We start from the raw sequence: 24,472 nt of genomic DNA on the forward strand, positions 1-24,472 counted from the left end.
AAGCCTATTCGCCGCTTTCTTGAAAGATATGCACATCTCGTTGTGGGAACGGAATAGTCAGACCTTTGGCTTCAACCGCTGCTTTCAGTGCAGGGCGAATATCAAAAAACAAGGCCCAGTAATCGTCTGTTTTAACAAATGCTCTAACTAAAAAGTCTACCGAACTATTGCCCAAATCTACCACAGCAACCACGTTGCCTTCTTCTTGCAATACGCGAGGATCATTTTTAAGCACCTCTTCCATGGCAGCCTTGCCTTCTGCAATGTCGTCAGAGTACGAAATACCGATAGACACTTCTACTGCGCGAACTTCGCTTTTTGTGTAGTTGGTAATGTTACCATTTGCTAGGGGACCATTTGGAATAATCAAAATTCGTTTGTCGAAGGTTTCAAACGTTGTGACAAAAATACCTATATCAACAACTACGCCTTCAATTCCTTGTGCGCCCACGTAGTCTCCAACTTTAAATGGACGAAATATTAACACCATCACCCCACCGGCAAAGTTAGACAAACTACCTTGAAGTGCCAAGCCCACAGCTAAACCGGCTGCACCTATAATGGCAACAAAAGAAGTCGTCTGAATGCCGACCATAGAGGCAACACTAATGACTAATAGTACTTTTAAAATGACTTCAAAAATATTGGTTAAGAATTTAGCGAGGGTTTCGTCGGGTAGGCCTTTTACTGCGTATGAGCGTACGGCGTCGCTAATTTTGCCTATTACCCATAAACCAATAATGAGGACGAGTATTGCTGAAATTAACTGGGCACCATATTCGGTGCCCATAGCAATGGCTTTATCGTAAAAAGTTTGCAATTGTTGTTCAAATGATTCCATTTTATGTTCCTTGTCTAAATTTACCAAAAACTGTTTTTATGCATAAGACACTATTTTTTAATGGCTTAAACATTGAACTAATAGTACCTACTAGTTCAATGAAATGACAACTTTGAGCTATAGCTGTTGCCAATTTAAGACTAAAGTTTAAGAGAAGCTAAACCTTGTTGTAATAGCGCTTTTACTTGCTTGCCTTGTTCCGTATCTAAATAACGGTAAGCGCTTTGAATGACTTGGCTTATCATGTTCTGTGTCTAGGCCCAATGATTCAAATTGTTGTTGTAAACCTGCGATAGCACTTAAAGAATCACTGTATTCAGCTGCTTTACCTAATAATCCGCCTAAACTATTTGCGTTATCAGCGCTAGATGATCCGCTTAACGAAGGAGCAGCACTTAATAGTGAATCTAGCCCGGGTAAAGAATTGCTCAGTGAAGATACTTGTTCTTCAGTGATGTTGTTTTTTGCATACTCAAAAATAGACCCCAAGCTACCCGTTGCTTGTGACTGTGTAATCCCTAAAAGATTCAGCAACTGCCCCCACCATTCCGGTTACATTTAGGCCTGAATTTGCAGCAGAACTATCGGCCAACAAATTTTTGGCTGAATTAAGAAGGTCACCAGCCAAACTGACATTTGTGAAAGTAAGCGTGCTTAAAAGTAAGATTATCCGTGAAGTTTTCATATATATATTCCTAAATAGAGATTAAGTTTGCGGGGATTGTAATCACATTTTACGACAAATAAACTATCAATTAGTTTAATAGCCAATAAAAAAGCTGGTGTGCTTTACACAAGCACTTGTGGTTATGGCTGTATATCGTTTGAAAAATACCAGATGGCAGGCTTTAGTTTTGCTGAAGTAATAGGCAATTTCTTGGTAACACTGCTTTATATTCTCCCAGAATGACCAGTTATCACTGTGGATTGGTTTTGGCGCTTGCCAACATGATGTTTCGGTAGGTATCGACCCAATATTTATCTTGGTTCGCGACCAAATAATCAAGAAATTTTACATGTTCATCCGTTTTTGTGGCTAAATGATCACCGCCGATCCCATGAAATAACACATTGATAAGTTTGATATTCTTCGGTTGTTTTTGAATAAACTGGATGATGTCTTGTGCACCGATATTATTGGAAGATAGCAACACTCGCAAAGTTAGGCGCTTCTAGACCTTTAATACCGACAAATTGGTTTTTTACTGCTTCAATATAATTACCATCTTTTGCCATTTGGTCGAAACAAGGTGGGGTCATGGTGCGAATTTGTTGGCCGTCAATTGCGGTGAGGAGTGTATTGGCTACTGTCACTTCATTAATCATGGCTTTTACTGACTTTTCGTTCAATGCCTTCTCTGGTGTAACCCAATCTCGACCAGGGCTTGGAGCGGTCACAAGCATGGAACAAGGTGTGATTACCTAGTTCGTGGCCTTGAGCCGGCAAGGCTGCCCATTCAGCCAACCTATTTTTAAAGGCCTCAGATAGGGGGACTACATAAAAGAAGCTTTTAAGCCTCTTTTATTTAGAGCAGGCAGGGCGTTATCTAGTTGGCTGTTTAGGGCATCGTCATAGGAAATGCTAACAGCGACTTTATTGTTTGCTGGCCACGGGGAGTCGCCTGCAACTGCAGACACGTTTGATATAATTAGAGCTTGCAGTAAGTAATAAAAACCTTTTTGAATAACGAACCCATTGCATATTCAAGGTCATCCTAGAAGTCGGTAATAAAAATACTAGTGTGCCGTATTAGTGAGGCCGGGAGTAGTACTGATTTGTTTTGACTCTATGTTAATCTTAATCTTGGATAAGCCGAACCTCTCGATAACGCATTTTTTGTGTCTAGCGGCGTTGGATGGTTTAGCAATAACACGTTATGACCTACAACAATCCGCCTTGCTATACACGAGAAATTTCGTTACCGAGTAATATTTAGCTGAGGTTATGTTAACCATCAATATGGCTTAGAACAGGTGTAAATAAAAATGTATTAGTTGTTTGTTTATAGCATTAATATTGTATATTATGAATATACGATATGTGTAACTACTACATGACAGACTATTGAGGCTTAGATGGAGCATAACTTTGTACACGCCTTTATTGGCGGCATGTTAATCGGACTAGGCGCCGTTCTACTAATGTTAACCAACGGCCGAATTGCAGGAATATCAGGCATAGTAAATAGGGCTATTAGTTCACATTCTATTGCTGGCTTATGGCGATGGGGATTTATTTTAGGACTGATTGTAGCGCCATTCGTGACGTCCTTATGGGGCTTTAAATTACCAGAGAGTTTACCTCTGGATTTTTTCACTTTAGCTATATCTGGCTTAATCGTAGGTATTGGTACACAAATTGGTTCTGGCTGTACCAGTGGGCATGGTATTTGTGGTATTGGCCGTTTATCTAAACGCTCGATAGTGGCAACCATGACCTTTATGTTTAGCGCTATGGCAGTGGTGACTATAACCCGCCACGTTTTGTAAGGAAGCAGTATGAAATTGATTGTCAGTGCTATGTTGGCCGGCTTGGTATTTGGTTCAGGACTAACCGTTTCGGGTATGGTTGATCCTATCCGCGTCTTAAACTTTTTAGATATTTTAGGGACTTGGGATCCCACTTTGGTATTCGTTATCGGCGGCGGTTTGTCTGTTTATTTGCCCGTATATTATTTTATGGTGAAGCCAAAAGGTAAAACGATATTTGGCGCGGATTGCCAATTGCCTACTAATAGTAAAATCGACAAGCAACTACTCATTGGTTCAGGACTCTTTGGTTTAGGTTGGGGACTCAGTGGCATCTGCCCTGGACCGGCAATGACTAACCTTAGTGCAGCCCAGCCTGAGCTCATAGCATTTGTTGTATCTATGTTGCTTGGAATGTTTATTGCCAATAAACTTGTGGGCCGCTGATCTTATGAAGCAATCTGAAATGTTAGAGAATGCAGCTCAAGCTGCAGACTTGCTTAAGGTGATGGCAAATAAACACAGGTTAATTATTTTATGTGTGTTGAATGATAGGGAGCTTTCGGTTTCTGAAATTAATCAACAAATTGCCATACCGCAGTCTACTCTGTCGCAACACTTAGCTGTGTTGCGTAAAGATGGACTAGTGCAAACTCGCAGAGAAGCACAGTCTATATTTTACTCCTTAAGTAGTGACCAAGTTAAAACAATCATTGCTACGCTACACCACTTGTACTGTGCAGACTACATTCCATAAACTAATTGTCATTGAAATACGCTGGAGAATATTATGCTTAAATCAGTTGCTGATCTAATTGCTGAAGTTAAACAGAGCATTCGTTGTACGGACGCGCAAACGGCCACTCGTGAACGAGCTGAAAATAAGGGCTGGTTAATTGATGTGCGAGAGCCATCTGAACATTTAGCCACGCCAGCCGAAGGGGCAATTAATATTCCTCGTGGTTTGCTGGAAATGAAAATGATGGAGCTAGAAAAAGACGCTAAGCGGGCTATCTATTTGCATTGTGCTACCTCAGCTCGTGCGGCATTAGGGGCAGAACAGTTGCAAAGGGTGGGTTATAAAAACGTGTCTGTCATAACCTGTAATATGGATGAAATTCAGCGTTGTTGTACACTGTGAAGTGTAGTTAAGTGAATGACATGGGGTTAAGGCAAATTTAATATTTGTACTTGATCACCTTGTTTAATTCGCCCGTCAGCCAATACTTGACAGCATACACCGCCGCGCCAATTTGGTGTCAAGGCTTGGCTTAACCCTGATGCTGTTCATCCATACGAGGGCAGGGGTCGGTTTCTCTGGTTATCAGCAATAGCAACTGGCCTATTTTGATCTGTTTACCTACATAACTCCCATCGAAATTTATACCAGTTATTAACAGATTGGCTCGGCGAAGAGTCCAAGGCAATTCGACCTGTAGTTCATCACAGGCCTGTTGCCATTGTTCTTGGCTTAACACGGTAACTTGGCGTTTACTGGGTTTGCCTCGAAAATCACCATCCACACCGGCGACCTTGCTCACCATAGTGGATGGTTTAGTTTGTATTGTGGCTCGTGAGTGGGGCCGATAAGCGATGTCGAGTAAACGCATGTTATGTCTTTTGTAGCAATTGAATATGGTAATTTTGAATGTATCGTAAGCGAATGCCTAACAGCACTGCCGCACACGTTAAGCCACAAATAAAGCCAATCCAAAATCCTGATGCTGCCATTTTAGGCACTATCCAGTCGGTTAATCCCAAAATACAGCCTATGCTCAGACCTACTATCCAGTAGGAAACAAAACTCAAGTAAAACATCGCGGCCGTGTCTTTGTAGCCTCTCAATGCAGTACCAGAGATCACTTGGATCGCATCAGAAAACTGAAACAATGCGGCTAGCAATAATAGGCTTGAAGCTAATTCGATTACCGGTGGGTCAATACTATAGAGCTCTGCGATATAGGTTCGAAAAAGGATAGTAAAACCAGCGGTGAAAGAGGCAATACTGATCCCCACCAAAAAGGAGCAGCGAGTGGTGATTTTGGCTTGTTCTGGCCTTTTCTCTCCCAATAAATAACCAATACGAATACTGGTTGCCATACCAATACTCAAGGGGATCATAAACATCAAAGCAGAAAAGTTAAGTGCAACCTGATGGGATGCCACTACTATGGAACCAAATGGTGCTAATAAAAGTGCGACCACCGCAAACAATGTTACCTCAAATAATATGGTCATAGCGATAGGTAAACCTAGTTTGAGACATTCTTTGATCACCGCGAAATCAGGCAAATATAGCTGACTGTATAAATCGTACTTAGCCAACATTTTTGATTTTAGGGTATATAACAACGTGGCAATAAACATAGCCACAAAGACTAGAGCCGTCGCCACACCACAACCGGCTCCGCCCATTTCAGGTAAACCAAATTTGCCATAGATAAGAATATAATTAGCCGGAATGTTCACGAGTAAACCAATCCCCATGATCACCATACTGGGCTTGGTGATGGACAAACCCTCACAATAGTTTCGTAACACTTGATACAGCGCAAAGGCAGGCATTGAAAACAGAATATACTGAATATAGTCAATGGCTATTTTACCCATGTCGGCTTCCATTTGAATATATTGAGTGATGGATTCAAAACTAAAGCCAAACATTACCGCGAGTACTGAAAACGTCAACGCCAACCAGACCATTTGTTGCGTGTAGTTCGCGACTTTAGTGGAGTCATTCGCCCCATTTAAATGAGAAAGAATTGGGGGAAGCGCTAAGGTAATACCCTGGATAAACACAATTATAGGCAAGGTAAAGCTAAAGCCAATGGCTACTGCAGCCATGTCGGTAGCCGAGTAACGCCCCGCCATTATGGTGTCTGATACGCCCATCAAGGTTTGAGTGATTTGCGCTATAAGTAAAGGCCATGCTAGATGTGCAATGGTTTTCAATTCTTTTTTAAATGCCACTTAGGATCTCGAATGTAAATGTTAAAAGCAGCTAGAAGTGTTTATCTTCTCGCTACAAACTAATAGGTTTTAAGTAATTTAATGACTCACACGGAGTACTACTCGTTACTTGAAGCATGCGCTTTGGGTAAAGCATCTGTATTTCTCTTTATGCCTGATATCGATAATCGCTTCATGCGTAATTTTGTAGACAGCGATCCCGCGGCCCGACTGATATTCCTTATGAAATACCTCGGCGTAATACCCTTTTGAAGCCGAACGACAGTGCATTACATATTTATCCCATCAATTGAGTGAATAGATGTGAGCAAGAGTAGCCAGTTTTCAGCTTAATTATATTACCTATACGACTTGATTAATAAAGCTGAAGTCATGATAGTAGTGTTAAGTTTTATGTCTCCATATACCGTGCATGCTGTTTGACATTCAATCTCGATATGCCGTTGCTTTACTCAAGCCACTGGCGCTACGTTCGCTAAATAACCAGCGCTCACTCACATTATTCTGCCGATGTTGGCCAACACCACTTGGCAATATTAGAAAGTGGTAAAGTAACATTGGGGCTTCACACATAACGCATTTACTTTGTCACGAGAGGTGAGCGTCAATTTTAAGAGACTGATAATACAAGTGTTATTTTGAACACGATACTACACATGAAATTCACTTAGGACAATCTAATGTAACAGTGGCTAGAAGAGACAACCGGTGACTATCATTATTGTTTTTTGTCATTGCCCGAAATTTCAATACAGCGCGCAGTGTCAACAACAACTGAAAACTGATCCACAAGAGCAATTGAAAAGTGATCCACTATTTTATTGTAGCTTCCATAAAACCAGCTTGTTTTTTCTCTTACCCAATAACGAGCCTATTAATACACCCATAAAAAGAGATTTTATAAATATTGTCACCGCGTTTAAACATGGCTGTCTCAATAGGCTATTCTCTTAGATCTTTAAATATGAGGTAGTAAAGTTGGATTCCTGCTAATGGCAGGCAGGAATGATGAGCTTTGAGGCCTATCTACATTTCTGATAGTTCAAGCGGCCTATCTATGTTTCAATTAGGCGCAGGTGTTAGCGCTAAGGGGAATGAAAGTTGTGCATGTCGATTATAGAATTAATGAAAAGATTAACGTTAACCAATTTTATGACTTACTAGTCAACTCTACCTTAGGTGAGCGTCGTCCGGTAGATGATGTAGAGTGTCTTGCAGGTATGCTGTTAAATAGCAATTTAACGGTAAGTGCATGGGTAGAAGGGAAATTAGTGGGTTTAGCTCGTTCAATGACTGACTTTAATTATGCATGTTATTTATCTGATTTAGCTGTCAATCGAATCTATCAAAATCGCGGTATTGGTAAGCAATTGCAAATTTTAACTCAAGCTCAGTTAAATAAGCGCTGTAAACTAATACTCATTTCAGCCCCAACTGCTAATGGGTATTACGATAAGATTGGTTTCACTAACAATCCTAGGTGCTGGGTTCTAGAGCGAGACTCAGATATTTCCATCTAATTTGAGCATCAGAGATGTCTACTTCCCCAGCCCCTTGTTTGGAAATGGGAGGAGAAGATGGTTTTATCGAAATAGTCAAAGCTGTGAGCCGTGATTGATACGCCGAATAATACCCGCAAGGGGTTACGGTGAGCGTAACGAATAAGTGCGACGCGCATGCTCTAGATTTTATGCTTGTCGAATCGCCTTAGAACGGTTGTATCTTGACGTCTTGCCCTTGGTGAATATTGCCAGAGTCTTGCGGCAATAGCATATAGCAATTTGAATTGGCAATTGAACTCATGATTCCTGAGCCTTGTTTGCCATTGGCTTTAACCCACAATTCGCCTGCATCGTCGCGGTAAAATATGCCTCTTTGATAATCAGCACGACCAGGGCGTTTTCGAATGGTTTCAGCAGCTTTGGCAATAAAGTAAGCAGGCGTGAAAGGGCGTTGGCCTGTCAATTTTTCAATTAGTGGTGTCACTAGTTGTTCAAAGGTTACATAAGAAGATACAGGATTGCCTGAGTAACCCACAAAACCAAGCGTGTTCAAGTTTGCCAAACGCAAAGGGTTTGCCGGGTTTAATGGCCACTTTCCAAAAATTGATATGCCCCAATTCGTCTAAAATCTCTTTAACGTAATCAGCATCACCTACAGACACGCCACCACATGATATTAGCAAATCGCACTCTTCATTCGCTAAGGTAAAGGCTTTTATTAAAGAGGTTTTGTCATCTTTAACAATGCCATAATCCTTAACCTTAACAGGGTGCTGCTCTAAGCGCGCTATTAATGCATATCGGTTACTTTCATAAATAGCACCTATGGTGCTAAATCGTAGTATGGAGCAGTAAGTTCATCACCGGTGGCAATTAAACCTACTGTTAATTTTGAGGTTACCTCGACCTCGGCTATGCCGACCGAGGCAATTAATGCTAGGTGTGCCGCAGTGAGTTTAGTGCCTTTGGCAACGACTATTTGGCCAATCTGAATATCTTCTCCGGCTTTTCTTACGCTATTCCCCCGATTTGGGATCTGCTTAAAGGTAACTGTTTTGGCACTTGCTTCGGTATTTTCTTGCATGACGACAGAGTCTGCGCCATTCGGTATCACTGCACCCGTCATGATCCTCACACATTCGCCAGCGTTCACTCTCTCGGTAAAGGGCTGTCCCGCTAATGCCGTACCGACTAATTTTAATGTGTCTGTATCGGCTAAGTCTTCGCAGCGCAGCGCATAACCATCCATCGCAGAGTTGTCTGCTGGCGGCACATTGATACCTGATTGTAGATCAACAGCTAAGACTCTACCGTGAGCTGATATTAAGTTGACTTTTTCGAAATGGGTGAGAGCTGATACCTCTGATAACATGGCAGTTAATGCCTGTGTAATCGGCTTCAGACTTGTAGTATCGCAGGTTTGGATCATAGAGGTATCATTCGCTTAACTTATTGAGTGGTTGTCTATTTTTGGCAGTCAACACTATGGCAAAAAAGAACCAAAAGAGAAAGGACGAAAATAGCTATTTTCGCCCTTATCGGCGGTTGCCTAACTTACAGTGATTTTACAATTTTTCTATCTTGTAACCCTTAGCTTTTAATTTTTCTAAAACACTGTCTGGACCTGCTAAATGCAATGCCCCCACCAAAATTAACTCGGTAGCAGGGGTATTTAACATTTGTACTATTTGTGGCAACCAGTTGTTGTTTCTTTTCACCAATAAGTCTTGATAAATTTCTGGGTAATCCGCTCTGAATTCTTTGATGCTGACATTGGCCATTGCTTGCATATCACCTTCACGCCAAGTTTTACGCAGGGTTTCTATCATAGTAGGCATTTTTTTTATGTCTTTTAAGGTGTAGTCAATCATCGCGTTTTCATCGTTTTGACCCATACTCATAAGAAATTGTATTTGTTGTTCTGGGGTTTCTAGCCAAAGCTGCTCTTTCTTATGTTCGCTAGCCATTTTGGAATAGTAAAGATCGACTCCTTCACTGGTTAAGCCCAACATTTTTAGTTCTATCATACTCAAGGTTATGGCTAACAAGCTAGGTTTGAAAGTGGCAAAGTTCTGAATCGGAATACCTCTTAGACTCAAGTGCTGTTGCAATGCGTTATACGTATCAGGTTTAAGCACTTTATCGATAGTGGTGCCGTCTTGATAGGTCATTTGGCTCATTATCATATTGCCGAACTCAGGGCTGTTGACCACAGACATGTCTGTTTCAAACACCAATTTATCGGCAGCAGAATAAGCTTGGGCATACTCTTTAGGCAGTGGGTAATCTTCGGCGGTTAACACGTGCATGGTGCCACCTATAAAAAGTTGATTGCTGTCTGTAGATACTTTCCACACCGAAGCCGCTTGGCTTTGTAAAGCAATCAATGTACTCGCTATTAATGAAGCATTTTTAAGTAACGCCATGTTTTGTCTCAATCCTTTTTAATATTGGCAATAAATCTCTCTCAGCATACCGTTAGTTATTTCATTTAAGCAATCGTTAAATTGGAATAATGTAACTCAATCTCAAGTTGCTGAATCAAATTGGTGCACTTGCCCCATCTAAATGCGTGAAATGTAGACCAAGTGAAACCCAAAAGAATTAACCATTTGAATTATAAGGAATTAAAAATTGGCATTAAATGTGTATAAATAAAATCACTAAACAAGTTAAATTGTTTGATACAACTTATTGTCCAATGGTTTACAACAGTGTAAACCAATGGTTTGGCAAGAAGCCCGCACTAATTAATTGTGATTATTTAGTGCGGGCTTTTTTGTTTTCAAAGCACTTATAGAGGTGAAAATGTCAAGCTCGGTAGATAGTCTTAACACAAAAAAATACGTATAGTAGTGGTTGGTAACGGTATGGTGGGCCACCACTTTGTTGACCAGTTAATTCAAGAAAATGCAGCAGACAATAATACTCAGTTGGAAGTAGTAGTATTGTCTGCAGAGCCTCGTCTAGCTTATGACAGGGTACATTTATCTGAGTATTTTTCTGGTAAAACGGCAGAAGAATTAGCCTTAACTACCCCAGAATATTATCAACAGCATAATATTAATTTCGCTTTAAATGCCAAAGTCGTCAACATCAACAAGTTGGCTAAAACTGTTAGCACAGAGTCGGGCGACGTTTACGAATACGATAAATTAGTACTATCAACGGGGTCATATCCATTCGTGCCTCCTATTCCGGGCAACGACCAACCTCATTGTTTGGTTTACCGAACCATTGAAGATTTAGAAGCTATAAATGCTTCCTCTAAAGTCAGTAAAGTTGGAGTCGTAGTAGGTGGTGGTTTGCTAGGTTTAGAAGCCGCAAATGCGTTAAAAGAAGCCGGCCTACAAACTCATGTTGTCGAATTTGCACCACAACTTATGGCAGTACAAGTAGATGGCGGTGGTGGCCGCCTATTACGTAGTAAAATTGAAGCACTAGGCGTGCAAGTTCACACACAAAAAGCGACGCAAAGCATAGAGGCAGGCGATACCTGTCGTTATAAAATGTGCTTTGCCGATGGCGAAGAATTAGAAACCGATATGATTTTGTTTTCGGCGGGTATTCGCCCCTCAGATGCATTAGCCAGAGAGTTTGACTTAGCAATTGGCCAGCGCGGCGGAATAGTGGTAAATGATCATTGTTTAACCAGTGATGCAGATATTTATGCAATTGGTGAGTGTGCCCTTTGGAATAACTTTATATACGGACTCGTTGCGCCTGAGTACACAATGGCTAGGGTGGCGGCCAGCCATATCATAGGTGGTGACTTAACATTCCAAGGTGCCGATATGAGTACCAAACTAAAACTGATGGGTGTAGAAGTTGGGTCCATCGGCGATGCTCATGCTCGTACCGAAGGCGCGCTTTGTTACACCTACGAGAATCAACCAGCAGAAGTCTACAAGAAGATTGTGGTAGATGCGCAGCAGAAAAAACTGATTGGTGCGGTATTAATTGGTGATACCAGTGATTACGATACGTTATTGCAATACGCGTTAAACGATATTGAACTACCAGCAAGTCCAGAAGGACTTATTTTACCTGCAGGTTCGGGTGATGCGCCTGCTTTGGGAGCTGACGCACTGCCAGACACCGCGACGATTTGTTCATGTCACAATGTATCCAAAGGCGACATCATAGAAGCGGTTGACCAAGGTGCTTGTGATGTAGGCACAGTGAAAGGTTGCACAAAAGCTGCGACCGGCTGCGGTGGTTGTGCGGCATTGCTCAAATCTGTGGTTGACAGCGAGCTTACCAAGCGAGGTGTCGAGGTAAAAAAGGATATATGTGAACATTTCGCTTATTCTCGCCAAGAACTGTTTCACTTAGTAAAAGTCGGCAAAATCAAAACATTTGATGAATTAGTAGAGAAACACGGTAAAGGGTTAGGCTGTGAAATTTGTAAACCAGCGGTTGGTTCAATTTTAGCCTCTGTTTGGAATGATTTTATCTTGACCCCAGACCACGTCAGTTTGCAAGACACAAATGATACTTACCTAGGTAATATGCAAAAAGATGGGACGTATTCTGTTGTACCCCGTATGCCCGGTGGTGAAGTGACGCCTGAAAAGTTGATCGCCCTAGGTGAAATTGCCAAAGAATATAAGCTGTATACAAAAGTAACCGGCGGAACTCGTATCGATTTATTTGGTGCCCGTGTTGAACAGTTGCCTGATATTTGGGAAAAGTTAGTTAAGGCTGGATTCGAAACCGGTCATGCGTATGCAAAAGCACTGAGAACCGTAAAGTCTTGTGTGGGCAGCACTTGGTGTCGTTATGGCGTACAAGATTCTGTTGGTACAGCGGTAGACTTAGAAAACCGCTATAAAGGTCTACGTGCACCTCACAAAATTAAATTTGGGGTCTCTGGTTGTACTCGCGAATGTGCTGAAGCTCAAGGTAAAGACATTGGTATCATTGCTACTGAAAACGGTTGGAATTTATATGTGTGTGGTAACGGTGGTATGAAACCACGACATGCAGATTTGTTCGCTACAGATTTAGATACTCAAACCTTAGTCAAGTATATCGACCGTGTATTGATGTTTTATGTTCGTACCGCAGACCGTTTACAACGAACTTCTGTTTGGATGGAAAATCTTGAAGGCGGCTTAGACTATTTAAAACAAGTGGTGATAGAAGATTCACTTGGCTTAGGTGCAGAGTTAGAAGCGCAAATGCAAAATGTAGTCGATACCTATCAGTGTGAGTGGAAGACCGCGATTGAAGATGAGCAATCGTTAAAACGGTTCCGTCAATTTGTAAATAGTGACAAGTCAGACTTAAACATAGTGTTTGTTGAAGAAAGAGAGCAAATTCGTCCTGCTACCGAAGCAGAAAAAGCAACACTGCACGCAAGCAAAGCTGAAGAGCTTGCTGTTGAACTTGTTTAAGGAAATTACCATGACGACTCAAAACAATTGGATAAACGTGTGTACATCTGCTGATTTAGTGACTAATTCTGGTGTATGTGCCTTAGTTGAAGAACAGCAAATCGCCTTGTTTAAAATGACAGTGGCTGGCGAAGAGCAAATTTTGCCGTCAGCAATTGGTGCCCGTTTGGCAAAGCCAACGTGTTGTATCGTGGATTATTAGGTTCGGTTGACGACAGAAAAGTCGTTATTTCTCCTCTTTATAAACAGCGATTTTGTTTAGAGTCGGGAGTGTGTTTAGAAGACGAACAGGTTAAGTTAACGGTTTATCCGGTTCGTATCGAACAAAATCAAGTGCAATTACAGCTGGTTGGCTAATATATGGTTACTATCAGCAACATTGCTGACAAACACAAAGATGACACAACATTAGCATGCAACGCTTCTTTGGTTAACACAACCTGTCCCTATTGTGGGGTCGGGTGTGGTGTTGAAGTGACGGTTGATAAAAATCGTCAACTGACTGCCTTGCAAGGTAGTTCTGATCATCCTGCTAATTTTGGTCGCCTGTGTGTTAAAGGCAGTAAATTACTAAACACCAACTCGATTAATGGTCGTTTGTTGTCACCAAGGATCAAAGGTGAAAAGGCCAGTTGGGAGCAGGCTATCGGTAAGGTTGCCAATAAATTTAAGCAGGTGATCGAACAGCATGGCCCAGAAGCGGTGGCATTTTATGTGTCGGGCCAGTTATTGACCGAGGATTACTACGTAGCCAATAAATTAATGAAAGGCTACATCGGTAGCGCCAATATCGATACCAACTCTAGATTGTGTATGTCATCAGCCGTTGCTGCTTATAAGCGTGCTTTTGGCGCTGACGCTGTACCTTGTTGTTACGAAGATTTGGAAGAAACAGAGCTGTTAGTGTTGGTGGGTTCAAACGCAGCTTGGACACACCCTGTCTTGTTTCAACGCATTGAGCGGGCAAAAAAGCTCAATCCTAATTTTAAAGTGATTAGTATTGATCCAAGGCGTACGGCAACAGCCGAAATTGCTGAGTTACATTTGCCAATCAAGCTAAGGTACAGATGTCGCATTATTCAATGGTTTACTAAACTATTTAGTTAATCATGACGGCTTAGATGCGGATTACGTCGAGTCTTATACCCAAGGTTTTGAGCAAGTACTTGCCGAGACTAATAGCTGGACAATAGAAAAAGTAGCAGACATTTGTGAGCTTGAGCAAACCGTGCTGGTGGATTTTTACCAGCTATTTTGTCAAACCAAAAAAGTCGTGACCGCTTACTGCATGGGGGTGAACCAATCCACCTCTGGAACCGACAAAGCCAATGGCATTATTAACGCGCATTTGGCTTCAGGCAAAATCGGCAAAGTGGGTTGCGGACCTTTTTCTCTTACGGGTCAGCCTAATGCAATGGGCGGCCGTGAAGTAGGTGGCTTAGCCAATATGCTGGCAAACCATATGGATATTGGAAATCCTAAGCATAGAAAGCTAGTGCAAGATTATTGGCAGTCTCCCACTATCCCAAGCGAGCTTGGATTGAAAGCCGTAGATATGTTTGATGCTATTGAGCAAGGCAAAGTTAAAGCGGTATGGATTATGGCTACTAACCCCATGGTAAGTATGCCGAACCGAGAAAAAATTGCTGCTGCTCTCAAGCAATGTGAATTAGTGGTAGTGTCGGACTGTGTCGATAAAAACGACACCTTGGCATTTGCAGATGTGTCGTTTCCAGCGACCGGTTGGTCTGAAAAAGATGGCACAGTCACTAATTCAGAAAGACGCATTTCTCGGCAGCGTGGGATGATGGCAGCAAGTGGTGAAGCTAAGCATGATTGGCAGATCATCTGTGATGTAGCCAAGGCGATGGGCTATGTCGAAGGTTTTAATTTTGATCATCCCAGCGAAATATTTGCCGAATATGTTGGTCTAACGGCTACAGGAAATACCGGTAAAGGCAGGCGAGACCTTGACTTATCGGGCCTGAAAAACCTATCAGTCGAAGAATACAACCGACTGAAACCTATTCAATGGCCCGTGAATAAACACGCGCCTGATGGTACTAAGCGGTTATTTACCGACGGAGAGTTTTATACTGAAAGTGGCAAAGCGCAATTTGTCGTGACCGAGTTTAATCAACCAGAGCAGCGCACCAGCAAGGCTTTTCCTTTGGTGTTGAACAGTGGGCGACTACGTGACCAGTGGCACACCATGACACGTACCGGTAAAACCTCAGAGTTAACCTCGCATATCAGTCGGCCATTCTTAGCGGTGCACCCTGCTGATGGTGAGAAGTTTGCACTGAGTGACAACGATTTTGTTCGTTTAACCGCTAGCCATTTTAGCGGTGAGCAATCGGCAGTCTGTTTGCCAGTTGTGCTCGATGACAAGCAACGAAAAGGCGAAGTGTTTGCGCCAATTCACTGGAGTGCCACTAATACCTCTAGTTCAAATATTGCTGCCTTGTACACTGACGCCAACGATGTTGTTTCTGGTCAACCTGAACTTAAGCATGCTGCTGTAGCCGTTGCCAAAGCGACGTTTCCGTTGCAGGGCAAAATCTTTGTTAAACAGCCCCTAGCAATAGAATTGCTGCGTGAAAAATTCAGCTACTTTGTGCTTAGCCCAGTTGCGCAAGGAACCTTGATTTACTTTGCAACCGAGCATAACGAAGCTGAGGTTAAGTTATGGCTACAACTTAATTTACCTCTGTATGACGAATGGGTCAGTGTGTCTGGTGGAGAGGTACATAGTACCTTTGCTTTACGAGACGGTGACTTATCACTTAGTTTAATCATGGGGCAGCAGCACATAGAGGTTGATGGCGCATGGATTAATAGCCTGTTTGCTGCTGGAAATCTTACCCCTGAGCAAATGCATGGTTTGTTAAATGTACAGCCAGATGAAGAATTCAAGCAAGGAAAGCTAATTTGTAGTTGTTTCAAAGTCGGCGAGAACAGCATCATAGACGCGATTCAACAAGGGTGCGATTCTGTTGATAAATTAGGAGCAGAGCTTAAATGCGGTACTAATTGTGGTTCATGTAAATCAGAACTAAGCCAGCTGGTAAATCAATACAAAGGCCTTTCAGCAATCACGCCAAATAAAGATTCAGCGTTACTAAAAATGCTGATCCCTGTTGCTGAAGTGGATTAGTTGTATGCTTGAAAAAATATCCGAGTAACCACTGAGGCTACTCGGTTTTGCCTGAGTTCATCAAGTAAGGTTGCCAGTCATCATAAACAAAGCTTAACTTAGTTGACAGGGGCTTGATTTCACCCCTTGCTCTTAATATGTTCATGCCGATCCGCAGTTTTTCATTTATTTCATCACCAATCTGCCCTTTCGGTACGATAAATTTGACAGGAAAGGTTCCATACAAGGTTCTTCTAATATTAACCAAGTTGTATTGAATAATGGTATCGTCTATCACCGTATCAGCAAAGATTAAGCCGTCGATGCGGTTTTTATCGACCATTTGAATTGCCCCTTCAATATGGCCTATAGGGAATACTTTGAATGGAAACAAATGAGTATGTGCGCGATCGGTATATAATGTGAGCGCCGATAATTCATTTAGGTTGATGATTGTGTCTTTATGACTATAAATCACGAAGTTTACATTCCAAAGCGCAATATCAGAAAATTGGTAAGTTAGCGCTTCTTTATCAATAAACGGGCTCTCTATCATAGGCAAGTGAATATCAATTTTTTGTCTATTCAAATAATCAATTGAGCGAGGAAATGGATAAATGTTGATGTCCATTGGAACGTCACTCACGTCCGCTAAACGCTGCATAAATACAGGTAATGGATCTGATTTTTTTGCCGCTATATTTGGCAGATAGGCAATACCGACACGCAATGTATTGACACTGTTTGATTTTGCAAAAGCATGGAGCGCAAGTATTAAATAAATTGTCAGGATAGCGACTATCTTCATGAATGATGCCTATTCTCTGTCCATGTTTAAGCTTTAACAATAAATAGGAGAATAGCAAGGCGGATTGTTTAGTAATAACCTGTTATTGCTAAACAATCCAACGCCGCTAGATACACAAAGAGGGTTATCGAGAGGTTCAGCTTATCCAGGATTCAGGTTACTTACAGATCCTTTTGGCCCAGTGTTTGTTATAGCGGTACTGGAATTTGTCATCATTCGTTGCAGCGGTATTAGCACAAAGAGCAGAATATTACTTGAATTCGAGGAAAGCGTACTAGTTGTAACTTGATGTTGATTATCTCAGTCGTCAACCATTGCGATAACCAATAAAAAAGCGCGAGCTAGGCTAGTTAGGTCGCGCTTTTAACTGGATGTGTTTAGTTGAACTAGAGGGCTTTATACATAGCGGTTAAGTCCATGCTGTCTTGCAAGCTTGTTTGCAATTGAATTAGCTCTGCAAATAGTGCGCTGACTTTTGACTTGTATTGGCTTTGCCCCGCTAAATTTATCACTTCATCTGGATCAGCCGCTAAATCAAATAGTTTAATGGTATTGGCTTTTGGATAAACCAACAGTTTAAAACCGTCTTTTTTGATCATACGCTGGCTGTCGACATACGCGCCATAAATAGCGTCGTAATGACTCTTAGTGGTTTGTCCTTTAGCTAAATCAATTACTGAATTGAAGAACACATACTCTGGCTTTTCGGCGCCAGCTAATTCTAAGCTGGTGGCCATAGCGTCTTGCAAATAAATATTGGCATCGATGGTTCGGCCACCTTCAATACCTTGGTCCCCAAATAATGAAAGGGGCGCGCACACTCTCTTCATACATATTTTGTTTACCGAACAAGCCACGCTCGCCAACCGACAAACCATGGTCTGCAGTATAGATCACATAAGTATTATCCATTTTCCCACTGGCTTTTAAGGCCGCTAGAATATCGCCAATTTGCGTATCCATATGGCTGATTAACGCATAGTATTCTTTTAAATGCACTTTAGTGGCGTATTCAGTGCGAGGGAAGGGGGCTAGTGCGGCATCTCGTAACCTTGGGCTATTACCAATCAAGTCTTTCTCTTTGTAGTTATCGGCCCAGTTTGCAGGTAATGGTATTGCCTCTTCATCATACAAGTCTTGATAAGCCTGTGGCGCTTGCCTAGGATCATGGCCAGCATTAAAAGCTAAGTACATGAAAAATGGGGTGTCTTTCTGCTTAGCTTGTTCGATAAACGCTAACGCATCATCTTTGAGAACTTCACTCCAATGAGTGCCGCCTTCGTAGTAACCGCCGAATTTAGGGTCGGTAGGCGACCAAGAATGATCGTCCTTGCCTAGCGGGCGATTATAACCTATAGGCATAAATTCTGCGGTGTCTTTATATTGGGTTTTCCCAGCTATAAAGTCGTCATAGGTTTTTTGCATGGTGGCGTGATCCCAAGAGTCTTCGGGCATGCCAGCTCGTACATGGTTTGTCACGTTGAATACATTTTGGGGTTTTGCAGCAACATGCCATTTACCGGTCATGTAAGTGTCGTAACCCTCTTTTTCCATTAATTTAGCCCAAGTGGTGTTGATATCCTTACCTTGTCTAAATCTGTGGTCTATTTTTTGTGCTTGCCATACGGCTAGCCCAGAGTTCAACATGGCGCGCGATGCCTGACAAACTGCACCATTCCACGCCCCCATGTTGTAGGCATTACTAAAGTTGACACCGCTGTTGGCCAACTTGTCCAAATTAGGGGTTATTATTTGTTTATTACCGTATGCGGCGATGGTTTTAGGCGCTTGGTCATCGGCAAATATAAAGACTATATTCGGTTTTTGATGAGGAGCGTTGCTGGTTGCCTTAGCCGCGGTGGGTTTTACGGCTGTTTCTTGTTGAGGGCCCGAACAACCGGCTAACGATATTACTGCCATTGCCAAAATGGGGAAAAATATGGAAATCGCTGTCTTTTTCAAAATTTAATTCCTTATACACAAGGTTAAAGTCATGCCTTTATACCAATACAGATTGGTATCTGTTGTCGTTATTTGGCGCTAATTACAATTGGCTCATTACTAAGCTGGTCTGAATAGGCTCTGACATTTATTTTTCCAGCTACGCCATGTTTACTTTTGACTATCAACATCGCTTTTCCGTTAAATGCGCGGCGATAGTCAGCCTTAAATGGGGCGATAGTTGAGGAGTTACCATTCCCAACCGCAGCGATTTCGCCAGCACCTTCCACAAAGAAGCGAATGTGGTTGTCGGCAGTTGGACAAATATTGCCATCTTTGTCCTTCACAAGCACGGTTATGTAGGACAAATCTTGTCCGTCTGCATCAATTTCTGTGCGATCAGCGATTAACTCGACTTTAGCCGGTAAGCCAGCTGTTTTGACTATTTCCTCGGCAACCACTTTTCCGTCGGTATAGGCTACAACTTTAATTTCACCTGGTTGGTACTTAACGTCCCAGCGCAAACGGTAGCCAGACTTCCAATTCTTTTGACCTAAAGTATCCCAGCGAATAAAGTTTACCGGTAACTCTGCTTTATCTACGCCTTTCACTTTTCGGCCCATTGATGTGCCATTGACAAACAATTCTACTTCTTCGGCGTTGGTATACGCCATCACAGGGATTTCTTTACCGACCATATTGGGCCAGTTCCAATGAGGCAGGACGTGAACCATAGGTTTGCTAGTCCATTGGCTTTGGTATAGAAAATATCTGTCTTTAGGGAAGCCGACTAAATCAACTGCACCAAACGAGGAACTGCGAACTGGCCAGTCGGCGTTCCAGTAGCCGTCACCACTGTGATCTTTGCCGCCGTAGGGCGTGGGTTCGCCCAAGTAGTCAAAACCTGTCCACATATATTCACCCATCACTGCTGGGGTTTTCGCTAGGTATTCGAACTCAATTTCTGGTGGATAGGCCCAAGGAGGACCAATGATGTCGTAACTGGTCACATGACGTGAATCATGCACTTTATATTTGTCGATTGGGAAGTGGTAAATGCCACGTGTGCTGGTGATAGACGAGGTTTCACTACCCAACAAAATCCAGTCGGGGTGATCTTTGTGCACTTGCTCATAGTTTAATGGCTTGTAGTTAAAACCTTGAATATCGGTTTCGTGAGCTAGTTTATTCTTAATTGCGCCACCTATATTGTTAAATCCTGCCGCGGTAAAGCGTGATGGATCTTCATCGTGGGCAATTTCCATTAAATGTCTAGCTTCTTTCCATCCATCCTTTTGCGCTTGTTCCATAATTTCATTACCAATACTCCACATAATGACCGATGGGTTATTGCGATGTTGAATGATCATATCGCGTAGATCTCGCTCATGCCATTCATCATAAAATACTTGGTAACCATTGTGCACAGATTGCTTTTGTATTTTCCAAACGTCGAAGGCTTCAACCTGCAATAAAATTCCCATTTCATCGGCCAGTTCAACTAACTCTGGAGAAGGTGGATTATGGGAAGTACGTATCGAGTTTACGCCCATCGACTGCATGATTTCTAATTTACGCTGGATAGCACGTCGATTAGCGATAGTACCAATTGGACCGTTATCATGATGTAAACATACACCATTAATTTGTACGCGACGCCAGTTTAACCAAAAGCCGTCATCGGCTTTAAATTCGATGTGGCGCACACCCAGTGGCGTTGTGTGTTTATCTACCACTTTGCCATTGCGAATCACTTTAGTTAGTACTTTATATTGGTATGGGTTGTCTGTGTCCCAAAGAATGGGATCCTCGAGAGTGAAGCTTTGATTAACTGTTTTGGTGCCCGTTGCGAGTTTGCCTAAGTCGATGGACTTTTTCAAAACAACTGAGCCGTCAGCTCTAACTATTTGCGTTTGCAGGCTAGCGTTGGTTTGGTCCCCTTGATTATTTATTTTCGTTTCTAAGGCGATAGTTGCACGTTCAGGTGTTACTTCAGGCGTGGTGACGTAGGTCCCCCATTTGGCCACGTGAACTGGGTCATTAATTTCTAACCAAGTATGGCGATACAAACCGGCTCCGGGATACCAGCGAGTTGATAAATCTTTCGGGGCAAGCGAAACGGCGATGACGTTTTTTGTATTTCCAAAATTCAAGTGAGGTGTTAGATCGTAATTCACGGATAAATAGCCAAATGGACGACGGCCTAAAAAATGTCCGTTGATGTACACATGAGCATCGTACATGGCACCATCGAAGGTTACGGATACAACTTTACCTTTGTCAGCTTCTGCGACAGTAAAGGTTTTTCTGTACCATCCATCACCATGAAAAGGTAAGCCACCATTTCGGGCATTATACTTTTCATCAAATGGGCCTTCTATCGCCCAATCATGAGGTAAGGTGACACGTTGCCAATTACTGTCGTCAAAGTTAGCTTGTTCGGCGCCAACTTGTTTACCTTTACTGAATAACCAGTCGTTGTTGAAACTTTGTTTTTCGCCAAGTTTAGTCGCCTGATATTGAGTTGATGCGACAACGTGGGACGTGACAAAGGCTAGAATGCAGCACAACATAAACGAAGGTAAATTCATGTTTCGATGGGTTCGAAGAATACTCATATTTGGAAGCCTCATAGTTAGAGTTGAGTAGCGTGTTTATATATGATTTATTGTTGTCGTATATGATAAATTTGTTGCATTTAATAGCAAGTGATTTAACAAATTTATGACCTTGTTTACAGACATTCTGCCTACAGTAAGCCGATGTATTGACATGTTCTTAACACGTTAATAGTTGTTATCCTGAAAAAAATAGCCAAAAACCAATATTTAGCTGATCAATGTGTTTTTATCGTGGATAAATTTTCTCGCTAGTTGACTATATTTGCCTGCTCTTTAGTATGAGCGGCAGGAATTTCCGCAGAATAGGCCACCTTTATTTTATGTTTCAACTCTTTGATTATTCCTTGGCATATCAAACTATTGGTTTTGTGTTTTTGGTCGCTTTCTTTGTGGGGATGGCAAAAACGGGCGTGCATGGTATTTCTCTTTTAGCCGTGCCGTTACTAGCGGTCATTTTTGGCGGTAAGGCATCATCTGGTTTAATGCTACCCATGTTAGTGGTAGCAGATTTATTTGCCGTGAAGTATTACCACAGACACGCCAATTGGAGTTATTTAGTTAAGTTATTTCCTTCGGCCATTGTGGGAGTATTAATTGGCACTTGGCTTGGTAATATAGTTGATGATGAGATATTTAGAGTCATCATGAGTGTTATCATCTTCGTTAGTTTGGGGATAATGTTATGGATGGAAAAAGCGGATAAAAAGTCGGTCCCAGATTATTTGTGGTTTGCCATATTAATGGGGTTAGTGGGAGGTGTTAGCACCATGATTGGCAATTTGGCCGGGCCGATTATGGGTTTATACTTACTCAGTATGCGGTTACCAAAGAACGAATACATTGGCACCGCAGCATGGTTCTTTTTAGTGATCAATGTGTTTAAAGTACCATTCCATATTTATAGTTGGCAGAGCATAGATAGTAATTCACTTTTGTTGAATCTCATCAGCTTACCTTTTATCGCAATAGGTGCTGTGTGTGGCGTATATATTGTAAAGCGTATTCCCGATAGACAATACCGATGGTTTGTTATAGGTATGACAGCAATTGCAGCAATTCTCATGAATATTTAACTGAGGTCGATAATCATATAAATATGTTTTAGTTATTGTATTTCAGTTTTAATCCAAAGCTAATTGGTATAATACTTTAAGCTAGTTTCTCAATGCTCACCGATACCTATGGGCGCATAATTTATTGTTTTAAAAGGTTGCCGTATATGATAAAACACCAAAAAACTACCATTAATCAAGAGGTTAATGTTCTAGAAAATGATGAGTTAGTATCTGTTACAGATACTCAAGGTGTTATTCAATATGCGAATGAAACATTCTGTCGAGTTGCAGGTTTTACGTTAGAAGAACTTCAAGGACAACATCACAATATAGTTAGGCACCCTGATATGCCTAAAGCCGCTTTTACTGATCTCTGGGTTAAACTAAAAGCACATGAATCCTAGCGTGGTGCGGTCAAAAATCGTTGCAAGAATGGTGAGTATTACTGGGTCGATGCTTTTGTTACTCCTCTATATCAAAATGGAAAATTGTCGGGTTATCAATCTGTTAGGACAAAGTTAAAACCAGAATTTCGCAATCGAGCGGAAAATCTCTATGCTAAATTAAATGCGGGTAAGTCTCCCTTTTCGGTTTTTCATAGTCGTGCTGCTATGGACTTTATATTTATTGGTACAGGTGCCGTCATTGCAGCAGCTGCCTTGTATTATCCTTGGCTGGCATTTGCCCTTATTGCCTTGCCTTATGTAATTTTTAAAGCTGAATTGCTCTCATTGCGCAAGTATATCAGTGCGCAACAACAACGTTATGACAGTGTCTCCCGTCTTGTTTATTCAGGAACCGGCGCCAGTAGTGTGGTCGATTTTATGAAGAAAATGTTAGAAGGGAAAATTAAAACCATCATTGGTCGTGTTGTTGATAGTACTTCAACCTTGAAAGATGGGGGGCAGCGATTAAGAGATATCTCTCAACAAGCCAAAGAAGGGGTTAAAGAAGAGGCTAACCAGTTACACCAAGTTTCGGTCGCGATAGAAGAGATGGTGGCAACCAATACCGATGTTGCGAGTAATACGTCTGTTGCTTCATCAAAAGTAGAGTCGGTATATTTAGATTGTAAACGAGCAACAGACTCCATGACACAAACAATGACTAAGGTCGCGAGTTTAGCCAAAGATGTCGCAGACTCTGCCAATACGGCGAGTAACTTGGCTTCTGAAGCGGAAAAAATTGATGGTATTATGCAAGAGATCCAAGGTATAGCGGATCAAACCAATTTATTGGCGCTGAATGCGGCAATTGAAGCCGCAAGAGCTGGCACCCATGGCAGAGGGTTTTCTGTGGTAGCCGATGAAGTACGAGCGCTTTCTAGTCGTACGCATTTAGCGACCGAACAAATACAGTCTTCTGTAGGCGAAATTCAATCCACCTTAGTGAATTGGTCGAAAGTGTTGCTAGAGGGTAAAGAAGCCGCAGACGAATGTGTCTCTGACACAGAAAATACTAAAGACATAGTTAATCAAGTGTATTCAGTGGTCTCTGAAATAGCCGACATTACGACCCAAATTTCAGTCGCATCTGAACAACAAAGTACAGTGTCCCAAGAGATCAGCCGCAATATTTTGAATGTGAATGAAATTTCTCAAAACAATCTACGTCAAGCTGAAACTGTTGAAGAGGAGTCTGAAAAAATTGAGCAAAGGTCTGAAGTCTTAGCTGGTCTAGGTAAAACATTTGGTTAACATTTGATTTAGACTAACGCCACTGCAACATGT

At 41.9% G+C, this 24,472-nt stretch carries 26 protein-coding genes and 1 pseudogene; 12 read left to right on the top strand and 15 right to left on the bottom strand.

The features are described 5' to 3' along the window. Positions 1 to 4: 4 nt before the first annotated feature. From RS130_RS11225 to RS130_RS11240, 4 genes are all read right to left on the bottom strand, one after another. Positions 5 to 841, bottom strand: a complete 837-nt coding sequence (locus RS130_RS11225; RefSeq protein ID WP_316026027.1) for a mechanosensitive ion channel family protein — start codon at positions 839 to 841, stop codon at positions 5 to 7. A 147-nt stretch (positions 842 to 988) separates the two neighbouring features. Continuing rightward, on the bottom strand, positions 989 to 1,375 hold the full coding sequence (locus RS130_RS11230; protein ID WP_316026028.1) for a DUF2780 domain-containing protein: 387 nt from the start codon (positions 1,373 to 1,375) through the stop codon (positions 989 to 991). A gap of 383 nt (positions 1,376 to 1,758) precedes the next feature. Beyond that, positions 1,759 to 1,995, bottom strand: coding sequence for a hypothetical protein (locus RS130_RS11235; protein WP_316026029.1), 237 nt, complete (start codon positions 1,993 to 1,995; stop codon positions 1,759 to 1,761). Continuing rightward, positions 1,976 to 2,245 carry a hypothetical protein gene (locus tag RS130_RS11240; RefSeq protein WP_316026030.1) on the bottom strand — a complete coding sequence of 90 codons (270 nt, stop codon included), beginning with the start codon at positions 2,243 to 2,245 and terminating at the stop codon, positions 1,976 to 1,978. The genes RS130_RS11235 and RS130_RS11240 overlap by 20 nt, the downstream gene beginning before the upstream one ends. Positions 2,246 to 2,917: 672 nt before the next feature. Here RS130_RS11240 and RS130_RS11245 point away from each other — a divergent pair. Genes RS130_RS11245 through RS130_RS11260 form a run of 4 tightly spaced genes read left to right on the top strand, consistent with a single transcriptional unit; the run spans position 2,918 to position 4,451 of the window. Further along, positions 2,918 to 3,331 (top strand): YeeE/YedE family protein, encoded by a 414-nt coding sequence (locus tag RS130_RS11245; RefSeq protein ID WP_316026031.1) that lies wholly within the window; start codon positions 2,918 to 2,920, stop codon positions 3,329 to 3,331. Between the two features lie 9 nt (positions 3,332 to 3,340). Next, on the top strand, positions 3,341 to 3,757 hold the full coding sequence (locus RS130_RS11250; protein ID WP_316026032.1) for a DUF6691 family protein: 417 nt from the start codon (positions 3,341 to 3,343) through the stop codon (positions 3,755 to 3,757). A 4-nt stretch (positions 3,758 to 3,761) separates the two neighbouring features. Further along, positions 3,762 to 4,067 carry a metalloregulator ArsR/SmtB family transcription factor gene (locus tag RS130_RS11255; protein ID WP_316026033.1) on the top strand — a complete coding sequence of 102 codons (306 nt, stop codon included), beginning with the start codon at positions 3,762 to 3,764 and terminating at the stop codon, positions 4,065 to 4,067. Positions 4,068 to 4,100: 33 nt separating this feature from the next. Next, the gene (locus RS130_RS11260) at positions 4,101 to 4,451 is read left to right on the top strand and encodes a rhodanese-like domain-containing protein (RefSeq protein ID WP_316026034.1); all 351 of its coding nucleotides are present in this window, start codon (positions 4,101 to 4,103) and stop codon (positions 4,449 to 4,451) included. Positions 4,452 to 4,581: 130 nt separating this feature from the next. On the opposite strand, the gene RS130_RS11265 is transcribed toward RS130_RS11260, so the two are convergent. The 3 genes from RS130_RS11265 to RS130_RS11275 all read right to left on the bottom strand — a co-directional run bounded on the left by RS130_RS11265 (position 4,582) and on the right by RS130_RS11275 (position 6,853). Further along, the gene (locus RS130_RS11265; protein ID WP_316026035.1) at positions 4,582 to 4,920 is read right to left on the bottom strand and encodes an MOSC domain-containing protein; all 339 of its coding nucleotides are present in this window, start codon (positions 4,918 to 4,920) and stop codon (positions 4,582 to 4,584) included. A gap of 1 nt (position 4,921) precedes the next feature. Continuing rightward, positions 4,922 to 6,280, bottom strand: coding sequence for an MATE family efflux transporter (locus tag RS130_RS11270; protein WP_316026036.1), 1,359 nt, complete (start codon positions 6,278 to 6,280; stop codon positions 4,922 to 4,924). 426 nt (positions 6,281 to 6,706) lie between these two features. Then, on the bottom strand, positions 6,707 to 6,853 hold the full coding sequence (locus tag RS130_RS11275) for a hypothetical protein (RefSeq protein WP_316026037.1): 147 nt from the start codon (positions 6,851 to 6,853) through the stop codon (positions 6,707 to 6,709). Between the two features lie 521 nt (positions 6,854 to 7,374). Here RS130_RS11275 and RS130_RS11280 point away from each other — a divergent pair. Further along, entirely contained in the window at positions 7,375 to 7,800 is a 426-nt protein-coding gene (locus RS130_RS11280; RefSeq protein WP_316026038.1) for a GNAT family N-acetyltransferase, read from the top strand. A 187-nt stretch (positions 7,801 to 7,987) separates the two neighbouring features. On the opposite strand, the gene RS130_RS11285 is transcribed toward RS130_RS11280, so the two are convergent. The 4 genes from RS130_RS11285 to RS130_RS11300 form a co-directional block, all read right to left on the bottom strand. Continuing rightward, positions 7,988 to 8,350 carry a MoeA family protein gene (locus RS130_RS11285; protein WP_316026039.1) on the bottom strand — a complete coding sequence of 121 codons (363 nt, stop codon included), beginning with the start codon at positions 8,348 to 8,350 and terminating at the stop codon, positions 7,988 to 7,990. After that, the gene (locus tag RS130_RS11290) at positions 8,274 to 8,627 is read right to left on the bottom strand and encodes a molybdopterin-binding protein (protein ID WP_316028035.1); all 354 of its coding nucleotides are present in this window, start codon (positions 8,625 to 8,627) and stop codon (positions 8,274 to 8,276) included. Before RS130_RS11290 ends, RS130_RS11285 begins: the two co-directional genes overlap by 77 nt. After that, the gene (locus RS130_RS11295; protein ID WP_316026040.1) at positions 8,606 to 9,211 is read right to left on the bottom strand and encodes a molybdopterin molybdotransferase MoeA; all 606 of its coding nucleotides are present in this window, start codon (positions 9,209 to 9,211) and stop codon (positions 8,606 to 8,608) included. Before RS130_RS11295 ends, RS130_RS11290 begins: the two co-directional genes overlap by 22 nt. 136 nt (positions 9,212 to 9,347) lie before the next feature. Beyond that, a complete protein-coding gene (locus RS130_RS11300; protein ID WP_316026041.1) occupies positions 9,348 to 10,208 on the bottom strand; it encodes a TraB/GumN family protein in 861 nt (286 codons plus the stop codon). Between the two features lie 417 nt (positions 10,209 to 10,625). Between RS130_RS11300 and nirB the strand changes: the two genes are divergently transcribed. From nirB to RS130_RS23525, 4 genes and pseudogenes are all read left to right on the top strand, one after another. After that, the gene (nirB, locus tag RS130_RS11305) at positions 10,626 to 13,181 is read left to right on the top strand and encodes a nitrite reductase large subunit NirB (protein ID WP_316028036.1); all 2,556 of its coding nucleotides are present in this window, start codon (positions 10,626 to 10,628) and stop codon (positions 13,179 to 13,181) included. A 10-nt stretch (positions 13,182 to 13,191) separates the two neighbouring features. Further along, a pseudogene (gene nirD, locus RS130_RS11310) lies at positions 13,192 to 13,538 on the top strand (nitrite reductase small subunit NirD). Between the two features lie 3 nt (positions 13,539 to 13,541). Continuing rightward, on the top strand, positions 13,542 to 14,288 hold the full coding sequence (locus tag RS130_RS11315; RefSeq protein ID WP_316026042.1) for a molybdopterin-dependent oxidoreductase: 747 nt from the start codon (positions 13,542 to 13,544) through the stop codon (positions 14,286 to 14,288). Between the two features lie 127 nt (positions 14,289 to 14,415). Next, positions 14,416 to 16,338 carry a nitrate reductase gene (locus RS130_RS23525; protein ID WP_346433326.1) on the top strand — a complete coding sequence of 641 codons (1,923 nt, stop codon included), beginning with the start codon at positions 14,416 to 14,418 and terminating at the stop codon, positions 16,336 to 16,338. 37 nt (positions 16,339 to 16,375) lie between these two features. Here the strand turns inward: RS130_RS23525 and RS130_RS11330 are convergent, their stop codons facing one another. From RS130_RS11330 to RS130_RS11345, 4 genes are all read right to left on the bottom strand, one after another. Beyond that, positions 16,376 to 17,125, bottom strand: a complete 750-nt coding sequence (locus RS130_RS11330) for a hypothetical protein (protein WP_316026043.1) — start codon at positions 17,123 to 17,125, stop codon at positions 16,376 to 16,378. A 386-nt stretch (positions 17,126 to 17,511) separates the two neighbouring features. Beyond that, a complete protein-coding gene (locus tag RS130_RS11335; RefSeq protein ID WP_316026044.1) occupies positions 17,512 to 17,955 on the bottom strand; it encodes a sulfatase/phosphatase domain-containing protein in 444 nt (147 codons plus the stop codon). Further along, positions 17,906 to 19,087 carry a sulfatase-like hydrolase/transferase gene (locus tag RS130_RS11340; protein WP_316026045.1) on the bottom strand — a complete coding sequence of 394 codons (1,182 nt, stop codon included), beginning with the start codon at positions 19,085 to 19,087 and terminating at the stop codon, positions 17,906 to 17,908. Before RS130_RS11340 ends, RS130_RS11335 begins: the two co-directional genes overlap by 50 nt. Positions 19,088 to 19,155: 68 nt before the next feature. Further along, on the bottom strand, positions 19,156 to 21,684 hold the full coding sequence (locus RS130_RS11345) for a DUF4982 domain-containing protein (RefSeq protein ID WP_316026046.1): 2,529 nt from the start codon (positions 21,682 to 21,684) through the stop codon (positions 19,156 to 19,158). Positions 21,685 to 22,007: 323 nt separating this feature from the next. On the opposite strand from RS130_RS11345, the gene RS130_RS11350 reads away from it, so the two are divergent. The 3 genes from RS130_RS11350 (at position 22,008) to RS130_RS11360 (ending at position 24,439) form a co-directional block, all read left to right on the top strand. Continuing rightward, positions 22,008 to 22,760, top strand: a complete 753-nt coding sequence (locus tag RS130_RS11350; RefSeq protein ID WP_316026047.1) for a sulfite exporter TauE/SafE family protein — start codon at positions 22,008 to 22,010, stop codon at positions 22,758 to 22,760. Between the two features lie 146 nt (positions 22,761 to 22,906). After that, positions 22,907 to 23,146 carry a PAS domain S-box protein gene (locus RS130_RS11355; protein ID WP_316026048.1) on the top strand — a complete coding sequence of 80 codons (240 nt, stop codon included), beginning with the start codon at positions 22,907 to 22,909 and terminating at the stop codon, positions 23,144 to 23,146. Positions 23,147 to 23,230: 84 nt separating this feature from the next. Continuing rightward, a complete protein-coding gene (locus RS130_RS11360) occupies positions 23,231 to 24,439 on the top strand; it encodes a methyl-accepting chemotaxis protein (RefSeq protein WP_316026049.1) in 1,209 nt (402 codons plus the stop codon). The last annotated feature ends 33 nt before the right edge of the window (positions 24,440 to 24,472 follow it).

This window comes from Paraglaciecola aquimarina, from assembly GCF_032464635.1.
In the GTDB taxonomy this organism is placed as follows: domain Bacteria; phylum Pseudomonadota; class Gammaproteobacteria; order Enterobacterales; family Alteromonadaceae; genus Paraglaciecola; species Paraglaciecola aquimarina.